This window comes from Vreelandella andesensis (assembly GCF_003989795.1).
Classification (GTDB): Bacteria; Pseudomonadota; Gammaproteobacteria; order Pseudomonadales; family Halomonadaceae; genus Vreelandella; species Vreelandella andesensis.
In genome coordinates, this window is record NZ_RZHG01000019.1 from 408,463 (window position 1) to 425,939 (window position 17,477).

Genomic DNA, 17,477 nt, shown 5'->3' on the forward strand with positions numbered 1-17,477 from the left:
ATTGTCGATACATTGTTTTAGAGTGAAACAATTCTATCTTTGCCAAGCCCTTTAGCTTTATACAGGGCTTGATCGGCACGCTTGAGAGTGTCTTCATATGAGCGGTCTGCCGATATCATCGTTGTGACACCTATGCTGGCCGTCGCAAAAGTGTCTCCTACGTTGAAACGACTTAGCTCTTTTCTAAAGTACTGGTTTAAACGTTGGGCAAAAAGATGGGCATGGTCATGACCGGTATTGGAGAGGGCGATCACAAACTCATCTCCACCGAAGCGGCAGGCGGTATCAGTTTTTCTAATTGCTGACCGGCAAGCGTTTGCCACGGTAAGGATCATCTCATCCCCAACGTGATGTCCCTTGGAGTCGTTAATTTTTTTAAGGTTGTCCAGATCAAACATCAGAATGGATGTTGGCACGGAATATCGAACGAACTTATCATAGTGAAGTGTAAGGTCGCGCTCTAGTTTCCTTCGATTGAAAAGGCCAGTGAGCTGGTCGGTATCGCTCAGTGCCCGTAGTTTAATTTCGAGCGCATGTCGCTCTGAAATATTACTCGCGACCCAGAGCACCACCTCTTCACCGTCCACTAAAAAATTCAGAGCCTGGATGCGCCCTTCAAACCATATTGGTGCCTCGGGGCCTTCATTGGGCAAACCTTTCACATCACTATTGCTTAGTTCGTACTCTTCAACCACTAGCTTCCGTGACTCTAGCGCTCGGTCAATCTGTTTAAGAAACCAATCAGACTTCTCCGGTTGAATCAGGTCTGGAATGTACAGACCAATGAGGCCGGTTCCATCGTGGTAATAACGCGCATCACTGCCACCGAACACCGCGACGTATTTGCCGCTTCGGGACAATATAAACGCCGGATCCGGTAAGGCTTCTAGAACGGCGGCCATCTGTTCAACGTTGATCATTACTCTATCTTATTGGCTGCTAGGATGGCGGGTAAATAGTCGGGCAGGCGCTTTAGTTCTTCTAGTGGCATGGGGCGTGCAAATAGGTACCCTTGAAGCAGGTCGCAGTGACGGCGAGTGAGGTCTTCTTGTTGCGCACGGGTTTCAATGCCTTCCGCGACAACTTGCATGTCCATGTGATGTGCCATGGTAATTACGCCTTGGACAATTGCAGCCATGCGTCTATTTTTCAACGCCTTTTGCACAAATCGACGGTCTAGCTTGACCTTATGGGTGGGTAAGTCGCATAGGTAGCTGAGGCTTGAAAAGCCGGTGCCAAAATCGTCTAGGGCGACACGCACACCCATGGTTACAAGCGTTTGCATTAGCTCAATAATGGGGTCTGTGCCATCTAATAAGACGCTTTCTGTTACTTCTAATTCAAGGCGTTCCGGTGGTAAACCGGTTGCTTTTAATGCGTATTTGACCTCATCCAGAAAGCCGTCTCGGCAGAATTGCAGCGAAGAAATATTCACTGCCACTGACAGCACCCGATCACTTTGTTCATTTAGTGTAGCAATCTCTCGACAGGCTTGAAGAAGCACCCAGCGCCCAAGGGGGATAATTTGCCCCGTTTGCTCAGCAAGTGGGATGAAGTCACCTGGAGCAATTAAACCAAGCGTAGGGTGGCGCCAACGCACTAGTGCTTCAACGCTGCGCATGCGGCTGCTCATGGCATCGACCAGCGGCTGATAGTGCAGTTCAAAATGTCCTTCGATAAGCGCCGTGTGTAAGTCGTGCCGCATGGCGACGCTATGTTTAACACTTTCCGCTTTTCGGCCTCGGTACCATTGCCAAGTATTACGTCCTTGACGCTTGGCTTGCTCCAATGCCAAGTCTGCGTGTTGTAGCAGGCTGTAGGGCGCTTCAACGGTCGCGGTGTCGCAGGCAATACCAATGCTGGCGCTGAGGTGAACTAATTGGCCCTCAAGTTCAATAGGTTCTGCAAGAATGGTGAGAATGCGCTCAGCTAGCAGATTAATTTTAGCGGCGATGTCATCTTTTACACTTAACAACAGCGCAAATTCATCTCCCACTAGCCTGGCCACCATGGCCGGAGAGCTAATCAGCCCGGCCAAGCGTTGGGCCACGGCGATCAACACGCGGTTAGCAGCGTGATGCCCCAGACCATCGTTAATGGCTTTAAAGCCGTCCAGATCAAGCTGCATTACCACCAACGTGCCAAGGTGTGGCCTTAGGGCGTGGAGCTGAAAGCGACTGGCTAACTGTTCGGTAAAAGCAGAGTAGTTGGGCAGGCCGGTGAGCAGATCATGAGTCGCTTGATAGGCCAGTTTGGCCTCTTGGGCCTTCTCGTGGGTGATGTCCTGATGAATACCGATAAAGTGGGTGCAGGTACCACGTTGATCAAGCACAGGGCTGACCACTAGGTGATTCCAAAAGGGTTCGCTGTCTTTGCGGTAATTAAGCAGCGTAATACTCACGTCACGCTGTTCGTTCATGCCCGTTCGAATGGCGTTAATTGCCTCAGGGGCTGTATCTGGGCCATGTAGAAAGCGACTGTTATTACCAATGATTTCATTGGGCTCGTAGCCAGTAATGCGTGAAAAGGCAGGGTTGGCGAACACAATCGGCATGCCAGTCTGTTGCGCATCCACCATGATAATACCGCTGGGGCTGGCTTCCATCCCCCGTTTCAGCAAGCGCATTTCCTCGGTTTGTTGTTTGCGCTCGGTGATATCGCGGCATATTCCATAAACCCCCTCAATCACGTCATCCACTATCACGGGGAAATTGGTAATCTCCAAATGGTAGTAATGGCCGTCAGCATGCTTGCCAACGGTTTCGTAGGTAATAGCGTCGCCACGACAGGCAGTATCAAACGCTTGCTGGGTAAGCTCCTGTAAGTCGGGAGCAATAAATTGGTTAAAATGTAAGCCTATTAAATGAGACGCCCGATATCCGGTAATGCTCTCAAGTGCGTTATTGCAGCGTTGAAAGTGTCCGTTAAGATCAAATTCGTAAACGCCGTCAGGATGATTAACAAACAAAGAGCGGTGCCACTCGGATAGCGTGCGATGATGTTTTTTATCTCGGTGCCGCAAAAGCACCAGGGCTGCGAGGCTGGCACTCCGGGCTAAGGAGTTTTGAGCGCTTTGTGAAGGTGTTGCTGGTTGGCGGTAATAGGTAGCGAAGGTGCCCAACACTTCGTCATTAGCGGAAAGGATGGGCATTGACCAGCAAGCGCGTAGCCCTTCTGCTCGTGCTAATTCGCGGAAGTCCTCCCAATTAGGGTCAGTGTCAATATCGCCAGTGACTACCAGCTGTTTTTTAAAGGCGGCTCTTCCGCACGTTCCAATCGCAGGGCCAACCTCAATGTTTTGCATTTGAGCGATGTAGTCAGCCGAGAAGCGCGGGCTAGGAACGAGGCTCAGCGTGTTTTGTTCAGGATCTAGGCGCATAATAGAAATCAGCGCGTCTGGCAGCATTCGTTCCGCCCACTCAATAAGTACAACCAACGTTTTGGTGAGTGGCGCTCCGGCAGCGGTCAGCTCGTGGATTTCCTGCTGGGCCTCTAATAGCGGAAATTCATGGTACATAACGCGCCTCTTTCATGCATTAGGCTCTAGAGCCTGATGATTGTGTGCTTTGTTTGATTCTGTCGCGCGACTGTTCGACACGTACTGTTCGACACGTACCATTCAACACGTACTACTCAATATGTACCATGTAATTAAGCATAAGGGATAGCAACGTAAAAGCGCTCGTCTTTTGTGCTAATCTCACGATCGACAGTACCTGGCAGCTCAGCCCTTGGGCGTCTTTTGGTCATGCTGTTTCACCGTGCCATGGCCTTATTTGTACTATGGATGTCTAAACTGCTATGTCAAAAATTGATGAACGATGTACCTCAGCCTATGAAGAGTTGCGGATAGCTGAGCTGGCAGAGTACGAGATTCTCGATACCCCTAACGAAGCCGCGTTCGATGAATTAGTTGAGGTAGCCTCTATCATCTGCGAAGCACCTATTGCGGTAATTAATTTTATTGACCGAGACCGCCAGTGGTTTAAAGCCATCAAGGGGCTACCAATACGTGAAACCCCGTTGGATGTTTCGATTTGTGCTCATGCGATCCTTCAATCAGGTTTATTTATTATTCCAGATACCACGCTGGATGAGCGATTTTCCAGTAACCCGTTAGTCATCGGCGACCCCCATCTACGCTTTTATGCGGGGGCATTGCTAGAAAACGAATCAGGGTATCCGCTGGGCACCTTATGTGTGTTGGATTATCAGCCACGTGAGCTAACGGACAAGCAGCGCTTCGCGTTGCAAGCTCTAGCAAATCAAGTAATGGCGCATATGGAGCTGATGCTTTCGCACCGTTATCAAAAGCAGTTAATTCTTGAGCTGGAGGCCACCCGGGAAGAAATGGCGCGGTTAGCCGCGACGGATATGTTGACGGGCTTGTTAAACCGTCGTGCATTCGAACAACGGCTGCATGAAGCGTTAGCGCTCGTAAAACGTGGCGCCCCCACCGCGGCATTAGTGATGGTGGATTTGGACCATTTTAAGCGTATCAATGACGCGTTTGGGCATCCCGTCGGAGATGACGTATTGAAGCGCTTTACCACGCTTTGCCTAGCGGTATTCCGTGAGACTGACGTAATTGCTCGATGGGGCGGAGAAGAGTTTATGCTGCTAATGCCCAACACTTCTGTTGAGAAGGCGCAGCAAGCGGCTAAACGTCTGCTGAATAAGTTAGCCAACACCTCAATGGCAGCAGAGCCCACAACACCTATCTATGTCACAGTGAGTATTGGCATTTGCCCCCTTAACGCGAACAGTCAGTTAGAAGAGAGGTTGCGCACTGTTGATGGGCTGCTTTATCAAGCAAAGCGGCAAGGGCGTAATGGCGTCGTATTAGAAAATACCGCACCTGAAGTCACCCCGAAAAATAACGACAGTTGATCTGTAACGCTTGTACGCTGTTGTTCAGAACAGCGGTTTAAACTTGATGCGACGTAACGCCCTTATTTATAAATTAAATTTTTCAAGCTATCTCAGCTCCCGCCGATACTAAAAGATGCCCAGGAAAATAATGTAAGGAACTTTTCCATGCGTCGTGAGTTCAGCCGTTTGTTTTTTTGTCACTTGTTATGCCTTCAGTTCTGCCTCGTTGAGAGATGCTAATGGTTGCACCATTACCTCAAAATGAAACAGATCGGTTGCGTGCGATGTGGCGATATACACGTCACAACCGGGCGCCCGACGCAACGTTGGATGCTATCACTCGTTCGGCGGCCAAGTTTTTTGAGGTTCCCGTTGTGCTGGTAAGCTTGGTTGAAGAGAGCCATCAGTGGTTTAAGAGCCAGGTGGGTCTCGATATTGCTAACACTGCTCGGGATATCTCATTTTGCGCTTATGCCATTTTGGGCAATGAGCTTATGGAAGTGGTGGATGCCACTGTAGATGCCCGTTTCCAGAACAATCCGTTAGTCACCGGCCCACCCTATATTCGCTATTACCTTGGAGCGCCACTAGTGACGCCTGATGGGTTTTCTATTGGCACACTGTGCCTGATAGATTATCGCCCAAGGACAATATCTGATGAGCATAAACGGCACTTAAAGGCCCTAGCTCACCAGGTCGTCAGCCACCTTGAGTTGCTGCGGCTACAACGGCTTGAACGGATTGTTAATCAGGCAGGGCTAGGTGTTTGGGAGCTCGATGTGAGCTCTAATGCAGTGTGGGGCAATGACGAGTTTCAACGCCTTCATGGTGCTGCATCGTTGGCGCCCGGTAACCGGCTTGAGCTTGCAAACCACTATTTATGTGAAGATCGCGACACACTTGAAAGTGGGCTGGGTGAAATTATCCAGCAGGGCACCTCATTTGACGCCTGCCTACGTTTGAAAGCCCCAGGAGCGGCATCGGTCACCTGGGTACAGTTAACCGGTGCCTCTATCGATGATGTGCTACCTGCTCGTCATATTGTGGGTACCCTGCAAGACATTACGCCTCTTCAACAGAGTAAGCAGGAGCTTGAGTGGCGGCACCGTATCGATGCTCTGATCAATCGCCTACAAGCGAGCATAATTGCAGGAGATCCTATCTCTGCGACGTTTTCAGACGCGCTGGAAGCGCTGCTTTCGTTAACAGAAAGTGATTACGGGTTCATTGGTGAGGTGTTTAAGAATAACAAGGGGGAGCCGTACTTTAAAACCCATGCCATCACTGATATCAGTTGGGATGACCCCTCGCGGGCGCTTTACCGCAAGGCGCAAGAGGACGGGTTAGTGTTCTCTCAGTTAAATTCACTCTATGGCCATGTTTTGCACACTGGCGAGCCACTGATTAGTAATCGGCCTTCCCACGACCCGCGGCGTGGCGGGCTGCCTAAAGGGCATCCTTCCCTTGATGCATTGTTGTGTCTGCCTGTCTCGGTGGAAGGCGAGATGGTGGCTATGCTTGGGTTCGCCAACTGCGCTAGGGGCTATAGTGAGAATACGCTTACGCTGCTTGAGCCACTGCTCAGGCCGCTTGGTCAACTGATCCACGGTTTGGGACTGCGCCGTCAGAATGATGAAGCATGGAAGCGCCTAGAGCTATCTTCTAAGGTGTTTTCCAGCAGCCGTGAGGCGATCATGATCTCGGATGGCGATAACCGTATTATCGAGGTTAATGAGGCGTTTGAGCGCATTACTGGCTACGACCGTGACGAGGTGCTTGGCAAGGACCCTCGGTTCTTATCGTCAGGGCGTCAAACACGTGCTTTTTATCGTTCTTTATGGGCGTCGCTGAATGAGACGGGGTATTGGCAGGGTGAAGTGCTAAACCGTCGCAAAAATGGCGAGCCGCTGCCAGAGATGCTGTCAATTTCGGTGGTTCGCAATGGCGCTGGTGAAACGACCCACTATGTCGCCGTTTTCTCAGACCTGACGCGCATCAAGCAACATGCAAATGAACTGTTTCAAGCAGGGCATGTGGACCGTCTAACGGCGTTGCCTAATCGCCGCCACATGATTGAACTCATGAATGAGGCGCTTGATAACGACAAGCCCGATGAAACCATGGCAATAGCGGTACTCGACTTGGACGGCTTTCAGGAACTCAATTCGAGGCTTGGTCGGGTTGGCGCTGACCGAGTCCTGGTGGCGTTGGCTGGACAGTTAGTTAATGCGCTAGGATCAGGTGACCTTATCGCTCGCATCGGGGGAGATGAGTTTGCCTTTTTGCTGCACCGGTTTGAGGGCAGCCCCGAGCGTTTAGCGTCCATACTTGAACAAGTGGCGCAGCCATTGAGGCTCGCTGAGTTAGGTATCACTGATGAGACGTCGTTGACTCTGACCGGCAGTCTGGGCGTGACGCTTTTTCCTGCTGATCACAATGATGCTGACACCCTGCTACGTCACGCTGATCAAGCGATGTATCGCGCTAAAATGGCTGGCGGGAACCGTTTTGTGCTGTTTGATCCTGAACGTGAGCAAGCGTTGAAAGATCTCCAAATTCAGCGCGGACTAATTGCACGTGCACTTGATGCGGGTGAGTTTGTGCTCTTTTACCAGCCGCAGTTTGACCCGGTCATTCAAAGGGTCACCGGTGTGGAAGCGCTGGTGCGCTGGCGGCATCCAACGCTTGGGCTGCTGGCGCCTGACCAGTTTTTACCCGCGATTGCCGGCAGCGAGCTAGAACTGAGCTTCGATGCATGGGTGCTCGAAACGGCACTGCAGCAGATGGAGGTGTGGCATTCCAGCGCCATCATGCTTGAGGTATGTATTAACCTGAGTCCCCAGTCGCTCACCCGGGCCGATTTCTTCGATACTTTGCAGAACGCGTTAGCTGCACACCCTGATGTATCGCCGGCACGGCTATGCCTTGAAGTGCTGGAATCCACTGCCCTGGATGATCTTCAAGCCGCAACACACGTCATGCGTGCCTGTCGTTCGCTGGGTGTGAAGATCGCCTTGGATGACTTTGGTACGGGGTATTCGTCGCTGACCTATCTGCGTGACCTACCCGTGGACGTGGTCAAGATAGATCGCAGCTTCGTCATCAGCATGTTAGAGCGCGAACATGACTTGGCCATTGTTGAGAGCGTTATCTACTTGGCTAGGCGATTCAACAAAAAAGTAGTCGCTGAAGGGGTTGAGAGTAATGCCCACATCAAACGGTTGACGGAAATGGGCTGCCATTTGCTGCAAGGGTTCGGTATCGCCCGCCCTATGCCAGCAAAGGCGCTGCAGACGTGGTACGAAGAACCCTCAAAAATGCTCGAAGCAATCAAGCTTTCCTGATAGCTCCAGCCTCCATAGCTCGCACGCTGTCGTGAGATTCACCGACAACACAGGTTATTTTGTCAATGGGTAACAGTCTTAAGTATTGGCGGTTTTTTGTCGCACTTATATTGATCAATATCAAGGCATAGTTTTCAAACGAAACCATACTGACTGAGGACAATGAAGAAATTTTTTCCTCAGGGCAGGAGTTCTTATGGGAACACGTAATAAGGGAGTTGGCCCCTGGCTAGTTCTTGGGCTGCCGATAGCCCTTGGGTTGGCCTGGATAACTCAAGGCACCGGGGTAATCGAGAACGACCTCGAGCGCAATATCTACATTCCCGAAGAGCTGACCATGCCGCTGCAAGTGCAGTCCGCCTACAATGGGGAACAGATCTTCTTCCGCTATCGCTGGCCAGCCGAGCGCCCCCATGTCTACCATGACATGCTGCGCTACGAAGATGGCGAGTGGGTTCGTCACGGCCGCTCGGTACCCGGGCCGGACCCCGACGGCACCTATGAAGACCGCGTCGCCATGCTGGTGGATGATGGTGGCGTTCCCCAGTTCGGCCGTTACGGTGGCTACATCACCGTCGGCGATCAAATGCGCTTCTTCACCGACTCGGCTTCGCCAGCAGAGGTTGCGGAACATTCGCACCTGGGTGAACAGTTGGGCCAGAGCGATGTGCGGAAGTACCTGCCGGCCACGCGATCCGACCAAAAAGACTGGCGCAGCGTCGTGGACGCCGATGTACTGGCGACACAGCGCGAGGCCGGCTACTTTCTCGACCTTTGGCACTGGCGCGCGGGACGCTCCAATCCCATCAATGTATCTGACGACCAGTGGATCGGCGAGTATCGCAACAGCGACGCTGGCTCCGGGCCTTATACCACCAACTGGGATGACGATAGCCAACAACCGGTCTGGATGCTCGACCCTGAACAGACCGGTCAGCGATCCTTGCGCTGGGAAGACGTGACATCGGGCGACGTCGATTTCGACGGTTTCTACTACTTGTCGGAAGACAACCGAACCGATTTCGACCCCGATCACGATTGGCAGAACGGTGACGTCATCCCGCGGCGTCTACTGCGCCAGCCTGTAGGCTCCCGCGGCGATATCGCTGTGCACGGCCAGGCACGTTGGGAAGATGGCTACTGGGACGTGACCCTGGTGCGTGACATGGATACCCAAGCTCCGTTGGACGATAAAGCCTTCCGCGAACAGGGCGTTTACGACATCGGCATTGGCGTCTATCGCAATGCCACCGGTAGTCGCTGGCACTACGTCTCCCATCCTTACACGGTGGGGCTAGGGCGCGAGGCCGACTTTCAGGCCATGGCCTTCAACGGGGACTCGCCCGACTGGTCGAATGACTGGTTCGACATGACGCTGTTTTATCCCGGGCAGGTTAACTGGCCGCTGCTGATCAGCAGCGCCCATGCTGGCGCCGAGGACATCGCTGAAGGTACCCCGGTGCGTGCGCGCCACAGCGAGAAGCAGCTTGCTCTGTATGGGGTAGAGATGGAATTCAATGACGCCATCACCTCGCGCTGGTTGATGACCCTGATAGCGGGCCTGATTGCCATGCTCGGCGTGACCCTGGCTCTGTTGCCCACCTTTCGTTCCACTCGCCAAGGAGATCGCTCATGAACGGCACCCATGCCATGCTCTCCCACTTTCCGATAGGATTCTGGGCACTTGCCACCCTGATGATTCTGGTCGGCTCCTTTATGACCGGTCGATTGGCGGATATCAGCCGTGCTGCTCTGCTGCCGGTGCTGGTGCTTAGCCTATTAGGAGCACTCGCGGCCATCGCTATCGGGTTTATCGTCTGGCCGATGGCCGCGAACCTCGCCAGCCCGCTGGCGCGCAACCATATCCTAATGGCCTTTTGGTCGCTGGGCATCTACTCCGCGATCACCGTATTAGTATGGAAAGCCGGTGATACGGCGTTCGATGGTGCCCGCCGCTGGGTGCTGGTGATTTTAGCCTTGACCGGTAGCCTTATGTTCGCATCGGCTGGAACCCTAGGCGGCCACCTCACAGGTTCCACCACCGCCTTTTCCCAGGTGCTTAGCCTAATGGGATGGGAAGTCTACACCACCTTCTATAGCCCATTGTGGGTCATCGCTGTCATGGTGCTCATCGGCATTGCTCTAGGGGTGCTCGGCATTATGAGCCAACGTCGAATCGGCTGATGCCAGCGCTTGCTGATATGGAACAAAGGTATGAAACATGGGGTTCGTTTCGACGAGCCCCGTGCCGTTGTTTAGAGCAAGGTTATTCGAGAGTGAATGTTTGCAATTAAATGACCGAGCTCTCGTTGCCTTAACATTATTTACAAAATAAACACGCCATACTTAATTTAATTATCTGCCTTATTTATATTTTTTCTTTAACTACTGTTGACGTGAGCGCTATAGAAGCGCAAACTGGTCTCAGTTGGTTAGCAAGTCGAACGTTGTCAGCAGTATCGAAGCATTTTAGCGTTGAGCCTGGTGAAAGTTTCTTGTCCTACCCTCTGTAACTCGGGTATTTCCCCGGCATTAATTCCGCTAAATCGAGGATCTTCGATCATGGCAACTGGTACTGTAAAGTGGTTTAACGACACTAAAGGCTTCGGCTTTATTTCTCCTGAAGTCAGCGGCGACGACTTGTTCGCACACTTCTCCGAAATTCAAGCAGAAGGCTTTAAATCCCTGCAAGACGGTCAAAAGGTTTCTTTTGACGTCACCCAGGGCCAAAAAGGCCTTCAAGCTTCTAACATCAAGGTAATGGCGTAAAAACCATACTGTGATGCTAGTTACCGACTAGTTCGGTAAGCTTAAAAACCCCGCCTAGTGCGGGGTTTTTTGTGTTTATTTGCTTTTGTTTCCGTATATTTTTTGTTTTTTATTAATGGCTACTCTATATCCTACTTCGATAATAGTAGGTAGATAATAATGGTACGTAGATAATAATGGTACGTAGATAATAATAGTACGTAGCCGATCGCCTGCTTTTTTCATCGCCGTTGTTCTTCGCTTTTTTAATAATATTCTGATATGTATGAATTTTATTCTCTTCGCTGTTGCTTAGTCACTGCTATTTTCTCGAACAATACCTCATGTGCATTGCTCATTGCGGATGTTGCTACGACAATAAGCCAAGTGAATTCGTAGGTAAGCAACACACGGCGGTGGAGCATCCGGTATGAAAACCTTGTCGAACATGGGATTTGCCTTATTTGGAGCCGCCCTGGTCGCGATTAGTTATGGGCTTGCGCGTTTTGCGTTTGGTTTGTTTGTGCCTTCCATTAGTGCTGAGCTGGAACTGACAGCGTACTTGGTTGGTATTATCGGGGCACTGCCATTTATTAGTTTCGTACTTTTCACGCTGGTTGCTCCGCTTGCAGCGGATCGGCTCGGTGCGCGTAACTTGGCAGTGCTTTCCGGCGGGTTTGGTGTTGCCGGCCTTGTGTTGATCAGTCAGTCGTCAAGTGCTTTATCGCTCGGTGTGGGTGTGTTTGTGTGTGGCATTTGCACTGGCTTGATGATGCCCGCACTGACTGCTGCGATGCAGGCGTTGGTGAGCCGAACGATGCATGGTCGGGTTAGCTCCATCATGAATGCAGGCACCAGTGTCGGCATTATTGTGGCAGTGCCCACCGTTATATTTCTGGCAAACGCCTGGCGCTTTACCTATTTAAGCTTTGCTGTGTTGGCAGGCGTTGGAGTCATCGCCGCGTGGTACTTCATTCCTTCGGTTTCTCGGGTTGTGCCAGCGAATGCGGCGCCACCACCGCCGATCTCACGGTTACAGTGGTCGCGTCTTATCCGGCTTTCACTCTTTGCTTTTGCCATGGGCTTTGTGTCTTCGCCGTTCTGGCTTTTTGCCCCTGACTTAGCCGTTACTCTTGGCGGGTTGCCACCTCATCAAACCGGCTGGCTTTGGTTTGCGGTAGGGCTTGCGGGGCTTGGGGGAGCGGTAGTGAGTGATTTGGCTGACCGCAACAACCCGCCCATTACGCAAGCGTTAATGCTGATGATGTTGTCTGCGAGCTTAGTATTGCTCGCTGCGAGCCCAAGCCAGTTAGGATTGGCAATGTTTTCGGCGTTGGTCTTCGGTCTTGCTTATATGAGCTTGACGGGCCTGTATTTAATGACCGGTATTCGGCTACTACCTGGCCGACTCTCGATGGGGCCAGTGCTGCCTTTTATGGCATGTGCGTTGGGGCAAGCGGCAGGCTCGCCGGTCGTTGGCCTACTGGTAGATGGGTTTGGATATGCCTATGCGTTCTCAGTCTTTTCGGTTATTGGCATTGTGATGGCGGTTATATCGCCAGCGTATCCAGGGCACATTGATTACTGGGCAGACTGGGCGGAGGAGAACGCAGAAGAGGAACAAGTTCAAGAAGAGCAGCCGCCCGCTGAAGAGACGGGTCTTCAGGCAGCGTATGACCACCAGTTGCTTGACGAAAATGGCGAACCGATTGAACTTGCCGCTGAAGAATCCAATACCTCTTAATCGCTGTGCGGTTGAGATTAATGAATAGTGGGGCCGACTGCTCTAGTGACATCAAGATTGGTTAGCGATTTTCCGCCAGGGTTTACCTTCACAAGTAGCATAGTTTGGGCAGTTGGTAAGGCAGCCGCGGCAGGGCAATCGAAGGGGTGTAGAGGGTGGTGTAGATGTCGTTTTTGTTGACGCTGTCATATTAATCTCGTCTTTGTTTGTGGGGCTGGGGTATTTAAGGCGGTTGCACGGTCAATCGTTGGTGCCATCGCCTACCCTGGCCTTGCCACCGTAGTTCACTGTAGCAGCCATTGAGTCCATAACCCAGCTGTGTTGAAAGCGCGCATCAACGAACGGTTGGCTGCGTGCCATCAGTTTGCCTGCTATGGTCGTCGATCGTTTCCTGTTACTGAGCCCGCTACTATTATGAACCAGCGCCCTAATCGCCATGTCCTGCTTCGGTTATTAGGCTTTTTACGGCCTTACCGTTTGCGTCTTGCCTTGGCAGGCTTTGCTTTGCTATTGGCTTCCGGCAGCGTGCTATTGCTAGGCAATGGGCTGCGGTTGGTGATCGACAATGGTTTTCTGGCGGGGGACTCACGGGCATTAGCCAAGACGCTGGGGATGATGCTGGGCGTAGTAGCGTTATTGGCGACGGCATCTGCGTTGCGCTACTACCAAGTTACCTGGATTGGGGAGCGACTTGCTGCCGATTTGCGTCGGCATGTTTTTGACCATTTGCTAACCTTGGAACCGAGTTTTTTCGAAAGTGCCAGTGATGGTCGCGCGGCGGGCGAAATTGCTTCACGGCTGACCGCCGATACCAGCGTGCTGCAAAGCCTGTTTGGTTCTTCAATCTCACTAGCATTGCGCAATGTGTTCATGCTGATTGGTGCGGTCGTACTAATGCTGGTGACTCAGCCGTGGCTTTCGGCAATGGTGCTTGTGGGTATTCCTGCCACGTTGCTGCCGATTGTATGGTACGGCCGTCGCGTGCGTCGGCTTTCTCGCACCAGCCAAGATCGTGTCGCGGAACTTGGCCGCTATGCTGAAGAGGCGCTCAGCGGACTTCGAACGCTTCAAGCATTTACCCATGAAACGGTTGATAAACGCCACTATGGTCAGCGCGTCGAGCAGGCGTTTGTCAGTGCGGTGGCGCGAACTCAGCAGCGTGCCTGGCTAACCGGCGTTGCAATGCTGGTGGTTTTCAGTGGTGTTGGCTTAATGCTTTGGCAAGGCGGTCAGGCGGTGCTGGCCGGTACCATGAGCGCCGGAGAGTTATCGGCATTTATTTTTTACGCAGTGCTTGCCGCCGGGGCGGTGGCTACCTTAGCGGAAGTGGCGGGTGATGTGCAGCGTGCCGCCGGAGCAGCAGAACGTCTATTTGAATTACTTGATGCGCAGCCCACTATACGGCCTCCTTCTAGCGCTGCCCTATTGCCACATCCTGTGCGTGGCCACATTACCTTAGAAAATATTTGCTTCACTTACCCTGGGCGAGAAATCCCAGCCCTTTGCCACTTTGATCTGAGTATTCAGGCCGGAGAGCGGGTGGCCGTTGTTGGGCCTTCTGGCGCTGGAAAGAGCACCTTATTAGGGCTACTGCTACGCTTTTACGATCCCGATCAAGGCCGTGTTACGTTGGATGGCTTTGATATCCGTACGTTGGACATCGCTGCGTTGCGCAACGTTATGGGAGTCGTTGCTCAAGAACCTGTGTTATTTAGTGGTTCGGTTGCTGACAACCTTCGCTACGGCTGCCCTGGGGCGAGTAGTGGCAAACTGCGTGCTGCGGCAGCTGACGCCAGCGCAATTGACTTCATTGACGCGCTTCCCCAGGGATTTGATACACCTCTAGGGCCTGGTGGCGTGCAACTTTCTGGGGGGCAACGCCAGCGGCTTGCGATTGCTCGCGCGCTGCTTAAAAATCCGGCGGTGCTGTTGCTTGATGAAGCGACCAGTGCGCTGGATGCCGAGAGCGAGCGCCTTGTACAGCAGGCGTTAGATAGGCTGATGCGCGGACGCACTAGTATTGTGATTGCCCATCGGCTCGCGACGGTAATTAACGCAGACCGCTTGTTGGTGCTGAAAGATGGGCAGCTTGTGGCGTCGGGCACACATGCTGAATTAATCACGACTAGCCCGCTTTATCGCCATTTAGCGGCGTTGCAGTTTGGTGCCTAAACGCTACTCTCGACTTAGCTACTATCCAGAAAGAGCAGTGCGAGACCGTTTTGATGGCGATGGGCTGCGCTCAATCCTAAGACTAGCCGATCGTAAAAGAGCGTCCTATTAGTTAGTTTTGTCAGTGGATCATGGTGGGCGAGAAAACGTAACGCATCTTCAGCTTGAATTTGGCTTGTCACGTCCCGCGCAACACCGATGCGCACTTCTTCGTCGTCATACTAGCGGGCAGACCACAATATATGCACGATACTGCCATCCTTACGGAGATAGCGGTTGCGAAAATCGACATGGGGCTGGCCGTTCATAACGCTAACAATGGAGGCTTTTGTTATCGAGAGGTCGCCAGGATGCATGTAATTGGTAATTAAGGTGCCGGTCAGCTCATCTGCACAATAGCCAAGCAGTGATTCACAGGCATCACTCACAAAGAGAATTTGATTGTTTCTATCGACAACGAAGACAGTGTCCAGCATCAGATGCACTAGCTTAGGATAAAGCGCTTGCAGGTCAACGGGCATAGGCTAATCCGGTTAAGTTCGTTCAATAACAGGCTTGTTGCCATGGGGCGATAAAAGTCATCAGTTGGGAAATGCTGCCAGCAACTCGATCATAACTGACGACTCAATGCCTAATACACTGACTAGACAAAGTTGGTTTTTTAGTTGGTGAAGTCAACAGGCGCTATCATGAGCTCAATCGCCGTAAAAGCAGTGATAGAATGCAAGTGCGCGAAAATAAAAAAGTTATTCTATGGATGACTACCCACTTTTAGTATCGCAAAATGCCCCGCGAATATTACGGCGGGTTTGAGACCGGTGAGGGTCTGAAGCACATGACACAGCGACGTTTTCCCCCAATGTGCCGGTGCCCTTCGAGGTGGAAGATGCTGATCAGCATTACCACATACCGCTGTTGCTTTGTCCCTACGGCTATTCAACTTACCGCGGTAATTAATGCCGAAGAACCAGCACTGCTTAGTCGTTCGGTTTATTAGCAAATACATTTTTCGATGCTTTATATATTAATGACGTCATTTATCAATAGCCCATTTTATTAGCAACTTCATTTATTAGTTATCCAATTAAACGAGAGGGAATGAATAATGAAAACACTTAATATCGTTGCTGCCATTGTCCTTGAACCGGCTTCTGGCTTTGCGTTAGCGGAACGCGGTTCAGGTGAAGATAATCAAATCGCCTATCCTGAGTCGACGTCCCTGCAACGAAGCAGTGCTGATGGGCATAGCAGCCTTACTGAACTGACGGTCAAAAATCGCTAATCCATTTTAAAACGCGTTTAATGAAACACTACATTAGGTAAAACAATAACGGTCTCTTTTTATAGAGGCCGTTATTGTTTTGGTTAGTAACCGCCCTTGTAATCTGTACTATCTTTAATTTACATCCCGTCCTTGGCGGCCATGTAATAAAACAAAATAACCAGTTTGGTCATTTCTATGCTGTGATCACGTTGTGCCAAAACAAGGCGCGCCAGTAAGCTCTCAGGCTAGGCTTGCATAGCCTGCAGGCTAAAAAACAATTACTAAAAAAATGCTAGGAGAAACGCAATGTTCAACAAAACCGCTATTGCCGCGTCTGTCATTATGATGTCAATCACAACAGCACAGGCCCAAGACACTTATCGCATTGGCATCACTCAAAATAACGTCGGTGTTGATAGTTATCAAACAACCTATGAAAGCGCGTTTGAAGCTGCCGCTGAAAAGGCAGGCAATGTCGATATCGTGGTGCTAGATGCTGGTGGTGACGTTGCACGTCAGATCGGTCAGGTGCGTAACCTGATCCAGCAGCAGATGGATGCCATCATCATCTGGCCAACCAACGGCCAAGCGGTCATTCCGGCCATTCGTCAGGCGCACAATGCAGGCATTCCAGTCATAGTGACAAATTCAAAAATCGCTGAAGCGGGTCTGGAATTCATTTCTGCCTTTTCTGGCCCTGATAACGTCCAGCAAGGGATTTCGTCTGCCGAAATGATGTGTGATGCCTTGGGCGGTGAAGGTAAGGTCGTGCAGATCTCTGGTCAACCGGGTTATACCACGGCTCTTGAACGTGCCACGGGGTTTGAAAAACGTCTTCCGGAAGTGTGCCCTGATGTCGAGTTAGTGGAAACCCAGCCTGGCAACTGGAACCGTGAGCGGGCACAGCGGGTGATGGAAGACTTCCTGACCAAATATGATCAAATCGATGGTGTCTATTCAGGCGACGACAACATGGGTGTGGGTGCCCTGAACGCTGCTAAGGGCGCTGGCCGAGCGGATGAAATCATCTTTATTGGCGCGACCAACTTTGCCGTCGGTTACGACGCGATTGAACGTGGCGAGTATTACGGCTCTATCTACCAGTCACCGGTAGATGATGCGGAAGCGGCGCTGCAAACAGCCCTGGATGTGTTGGCAGGGAAAGAGTTACCGAAGATGAACTTCTTCGAGACACCTAAAATTACCGCGGAAAACCTCGAAGAGTTCGATCGTCCGGTTTTCTGATGGCAAACCGTGCTGCCTTTCAGCGTCAGCCTCTACATGAGGCTGGCGCTAGGTAGGTTAGCTGCTGTCTGAAATAGACATTCCTGCA

General features: G+C 51.6%; 13 protein-coding genes and 1 pseudogene. 10 read left to right on the plus strand and 4 right to left on the minus strand.

Annotated features, from left to right (window positions below):
- Nucleotides 1–17 precede the first annotated feature (17 nt).
- Both ELY33_RS11520 and ELY33_RS11525 read right to left on the minus strand, forming a co-directional pair.
- Nucleotides 18–920 (minus strand): GGDEF domain-containing protein, encoded by a 903-nt coding sequence (locus ELY33_RS11520; RefSeq protein WP_126948044.1) that lies wholly within the window; start codon nucleotides 918–920, stop codon nucleotides 18–20.
- Nucleotides 920–3,517 (minus strand): bifunctional diguanylate cyclase/phosphodiesterase, encoded by a 2,598-nt coding sequence (locus tag ELY33_RS11525; protein WP_126948045.1) that lies wholly within the window; start codon nucleotides 3,515–3,517, stop codon nucleotides 920–922. Before ELY33_RS11525 ends, ELY33_RS11520 begins: the two co-directional genes overlap by 1 nt.
- A 284-nt stretch (nucleotides 3,518–3,801) precedes the next feature.
- Here ELY33_RS11525 and ELY33_RS11530 point away from each other — a divergent pair, with 284 nt between their 5' ends.
- The 7 genes from ELY33_RS11530 to ELY33_RS11560 all read left to right on the plus strand — a co-directional run bounded on the left by ELY33_RS11530 (nucleotide 3,802) and on the right by ELY33_RS11560 (nucleotide 14,880).
- Nucleotides 3,802–4,890 carry a GGDEF domain-containing protein gene (locus ELY33_RS11530; RefSeq protein WP_126948046.1) on the plus strand — a complete coding sequence of 363 codons (1,089 nt, stop codon included), beginning with the start codon at nucleotides 3,802–3,804 and terminating at the stop codon, nucleotides 4,888–4,890.
- Between the two features lie 221 nt (nucleotides 4,891–5,111).
- Nucleotides 5,112–8,216 (plus strand): bifunctional diguanylate cyclase/phosphodiesterase, encoded by a 3,105-nt coding sequence (locus ELY33_RS11535; protein ID WP_126948047.1) that lies wholly within the window; start codon nucleotides 5,112–5,114, stop codon nucleotides 8,214–8,216.
- 196 nt (nucleotides 8,217–8,412) lie between these two features.
- Nucleotides 8,413–9,852 carry an ethylbenzene dehydrogenase-related protein gene (locus ELY33_RS11540; protein WP_126948048.1) on the plus strand — a complete coding sequence of 480 codons (1,440 nt, stop codon included), beginning with the start codon at nucleotides 8,413–8,415 and terminating at the stop codon, nucleotides 9,850–9,852.
- On the plus strand, nucleotides 9,849–10,400 hold the full coding sequence (locus ELY33_RS11545) for a DUF2231 domain-containing protein (protein WP_126948049.1): 552 nt from the start codon (nucleotides 9,849–9,851) through the stop codon (nucleotides 10,398–10,400). Before ELY33_RS11540 ends, ELY33_RS11545 begins: the two co-directional genes overlap by 4 nt.
- Nucleotides 10,401–10,778: 378 nt before the next feature.
- Entirely contained in the window at nucleotides 10,779–10,985 is a 207-nt protein-coding gene (locus ELY33_RS11550) for a cold-shock protein (RefSeq protein WP_126948050.1), read from the plus strand.
- A gap of 409 nt (nucleotides 10,986–11,394) precedes the next feature.
- Complete coding sequence (locus ELY33_RS11555; RefSeq protein WP_126948051.1) at nucleotides 11,395–12,708, plus strand: MFS transporter; 1,314 nt, start codon at nucleotides 11,395–11,397, stop codon at nucleotides 12,706–12,708.
- 414 nt (nucleotides 12,709–13,122) lie between these two features.
- A complete protein-coding gene (locus ELY33_RS11560; protein ID WP_126948052.1) occupies nucleotides 13,123–14,880 on the plus strand; it encodes an ABC transporter transmembrane domain-containing protein in 1,758 nt (585 codons plus the stop codon).
- 14 nt (nucleotides 14,881–14,894) lie between these two features.
- Here the strand turns inward: ELY33_RS11560 and ELY33_RS18250 are convergent, their stop codons facing one another.
- Both ELY33_RS18250 and ELY33_RS18120 read right to left on the minus strand, forming a co-directional pair.
- The gene (locus tag ELY33_RS18250; RefSeq protein WP_340148119.1) at nucleotides 14,895–15,086 is read right to left on the minus strand and encodes a diguanylate cyclase domain-containing protein; all 192 of its coding nucleotides are present in this window, start codon (nucleotides 15,084–15,086) and stop codon (nucleotides 14,895–14,897) included.
- Nucleotides 15,087–15,101: 15 nt separating this feature from the next.
- A complete protein-coding gene (locus ELY33_RS18120) occupies nucleotides 15,102–15,401 on the minus strand; it encodes a PAS domain-containing protein (RefSeq protein WP_244208601.1) in 300 nt (99 codons plus the stop codon).
- Nucleotides 15,402–15,741: 340 nt separating this feature from the next.
- Here ELY33_RS18120 and ELY33_RS11570 point away from each other — a divergent pair.
- The 3 genes and pseudogenes from ELY33_RS11570 to ELY33_RS11575 all read left to right on the plus strand — a co-directional run.
- Nucleotides 15,742–15,837: pseudogene (locus ELY33_RS11570) on the plus strand (hydroxyisourate hydrolase); the annotation flags it as partial.
- A 148-nt stretch (nucleotides 15,838–15,985) separates the two neighbouring features.
- A complete protein-coding gene (locus tag ELY33_RS17880; RefSeq protein ID WP_167470080.1) occupies nucleotides 15,986–16,162 on the plus strand; it encodes a hypothetical protein in 177 nt (58 codons plus the stop codon).
- 288 nt (nucleotides 16,163–16,450) lie between these two features.
- Nucleotides 16,451–17,389, plus strand: a complete 939-nt coding sequence (locus ELY33_RS11575; RefSeq protein ID WP_126948053.1) for a sugar ABC transporter substrate-binding protein — start codon at nucleotides 16,451–16,453, stop codon at nucleotides 17,387–17,389.
- The last annotated feature ends 88 nt before the right edge of the window (nucleotides 17,390–17,477 follow it).

Excerpts from the sequence above, each read along its gene's own strand:
- ELY33_RS18120 (WP_244208601.1), bottom strand. The coding sequence starts at position 15,401 with ATGCCCGTTGACCTGCAAGCGCTTTATCCTAAGCTAGTGCATCTGATG.
- ELY33_RS11520 (WP_126948044.1), bottom strand. The coding sequence starts at position 920 with ATGATCAACGTTGAACAGATGGCCGCCGTTCTAGAAGCCTTACCGGAT.
- ELY33_RS11540 (WP_126948048.1), top strand. The coding sequence starts at position 8,413 with ATGGGAACACGTAATAAGGGAGTTGGCCCCTGGCTAGTTCTTGGGCTG.
- ELY33_RS17880 (WP_167470080.1), top strand. The coding sequence starts at position 15,986 with ATGAAAACACTTAATATCGTTGCTGCCATTGTCCTTGAACCGGCTTCT.
- ELY33_RS11545 (WP_126948049.1), top strand. The coding sequence starts at position 9,849 with ATGAACGGCACCCATGCCATGCTCTCCCACTTTCCGATAGGATTCTGG.
- ELY33_RS11535 (WP_126948047.1), top strand. The coding sequence starts at position 5,112 with ATGGTTGCACCATTACCTCAAAATGAAACAGATCGGTTGCGTGCGATG.
- ELY33_RS11530 (WP_126948046.1), top strand. The coding sequence starts at position 3,802 with ATGTCAAAAATTGATGAACGATGTACCTCAGCCTATGAAGAGTTGCGG.
- ELY33_RS11525 (WP_126948045.1), bottom strand. The coding sequence starts at position 3,517 with ATGTACCATGAATTTCCGCTATTAGAGGCCCAGCAGGAAATCCACGAG.
- ELY33_RS11555 (WP_126948051.1), top strand. The coding sequence starts at position 11,395 with ATGAAAACCTTGTCGAACATGGGATTTGCCTTATTTGGAGCCGCCCTG.
- ELY33_RS11550 (WP_126948050.1), top strand. The coding sequence starts at position 10,779 with ATGGCAACTGGTACTGTAAAGTGGTTTAACGACACTAAAGGCTTCGGC.
- ELY33_RS11560 (WP_126948052.1), top strand. The coding sequence starts at position 13,123 with ATGAACCAGCGCCCTAATCGCCATGTCCTGCTTCGGTTATTAGGCTTT.
- ELY33_RS11575 (WP_126948053.1), top strand. The coding sequence starts at position 16,451 with ATGTTCAACAAAACCGCTATTGCCGCGTCTGTCATTATGATGTCAATC.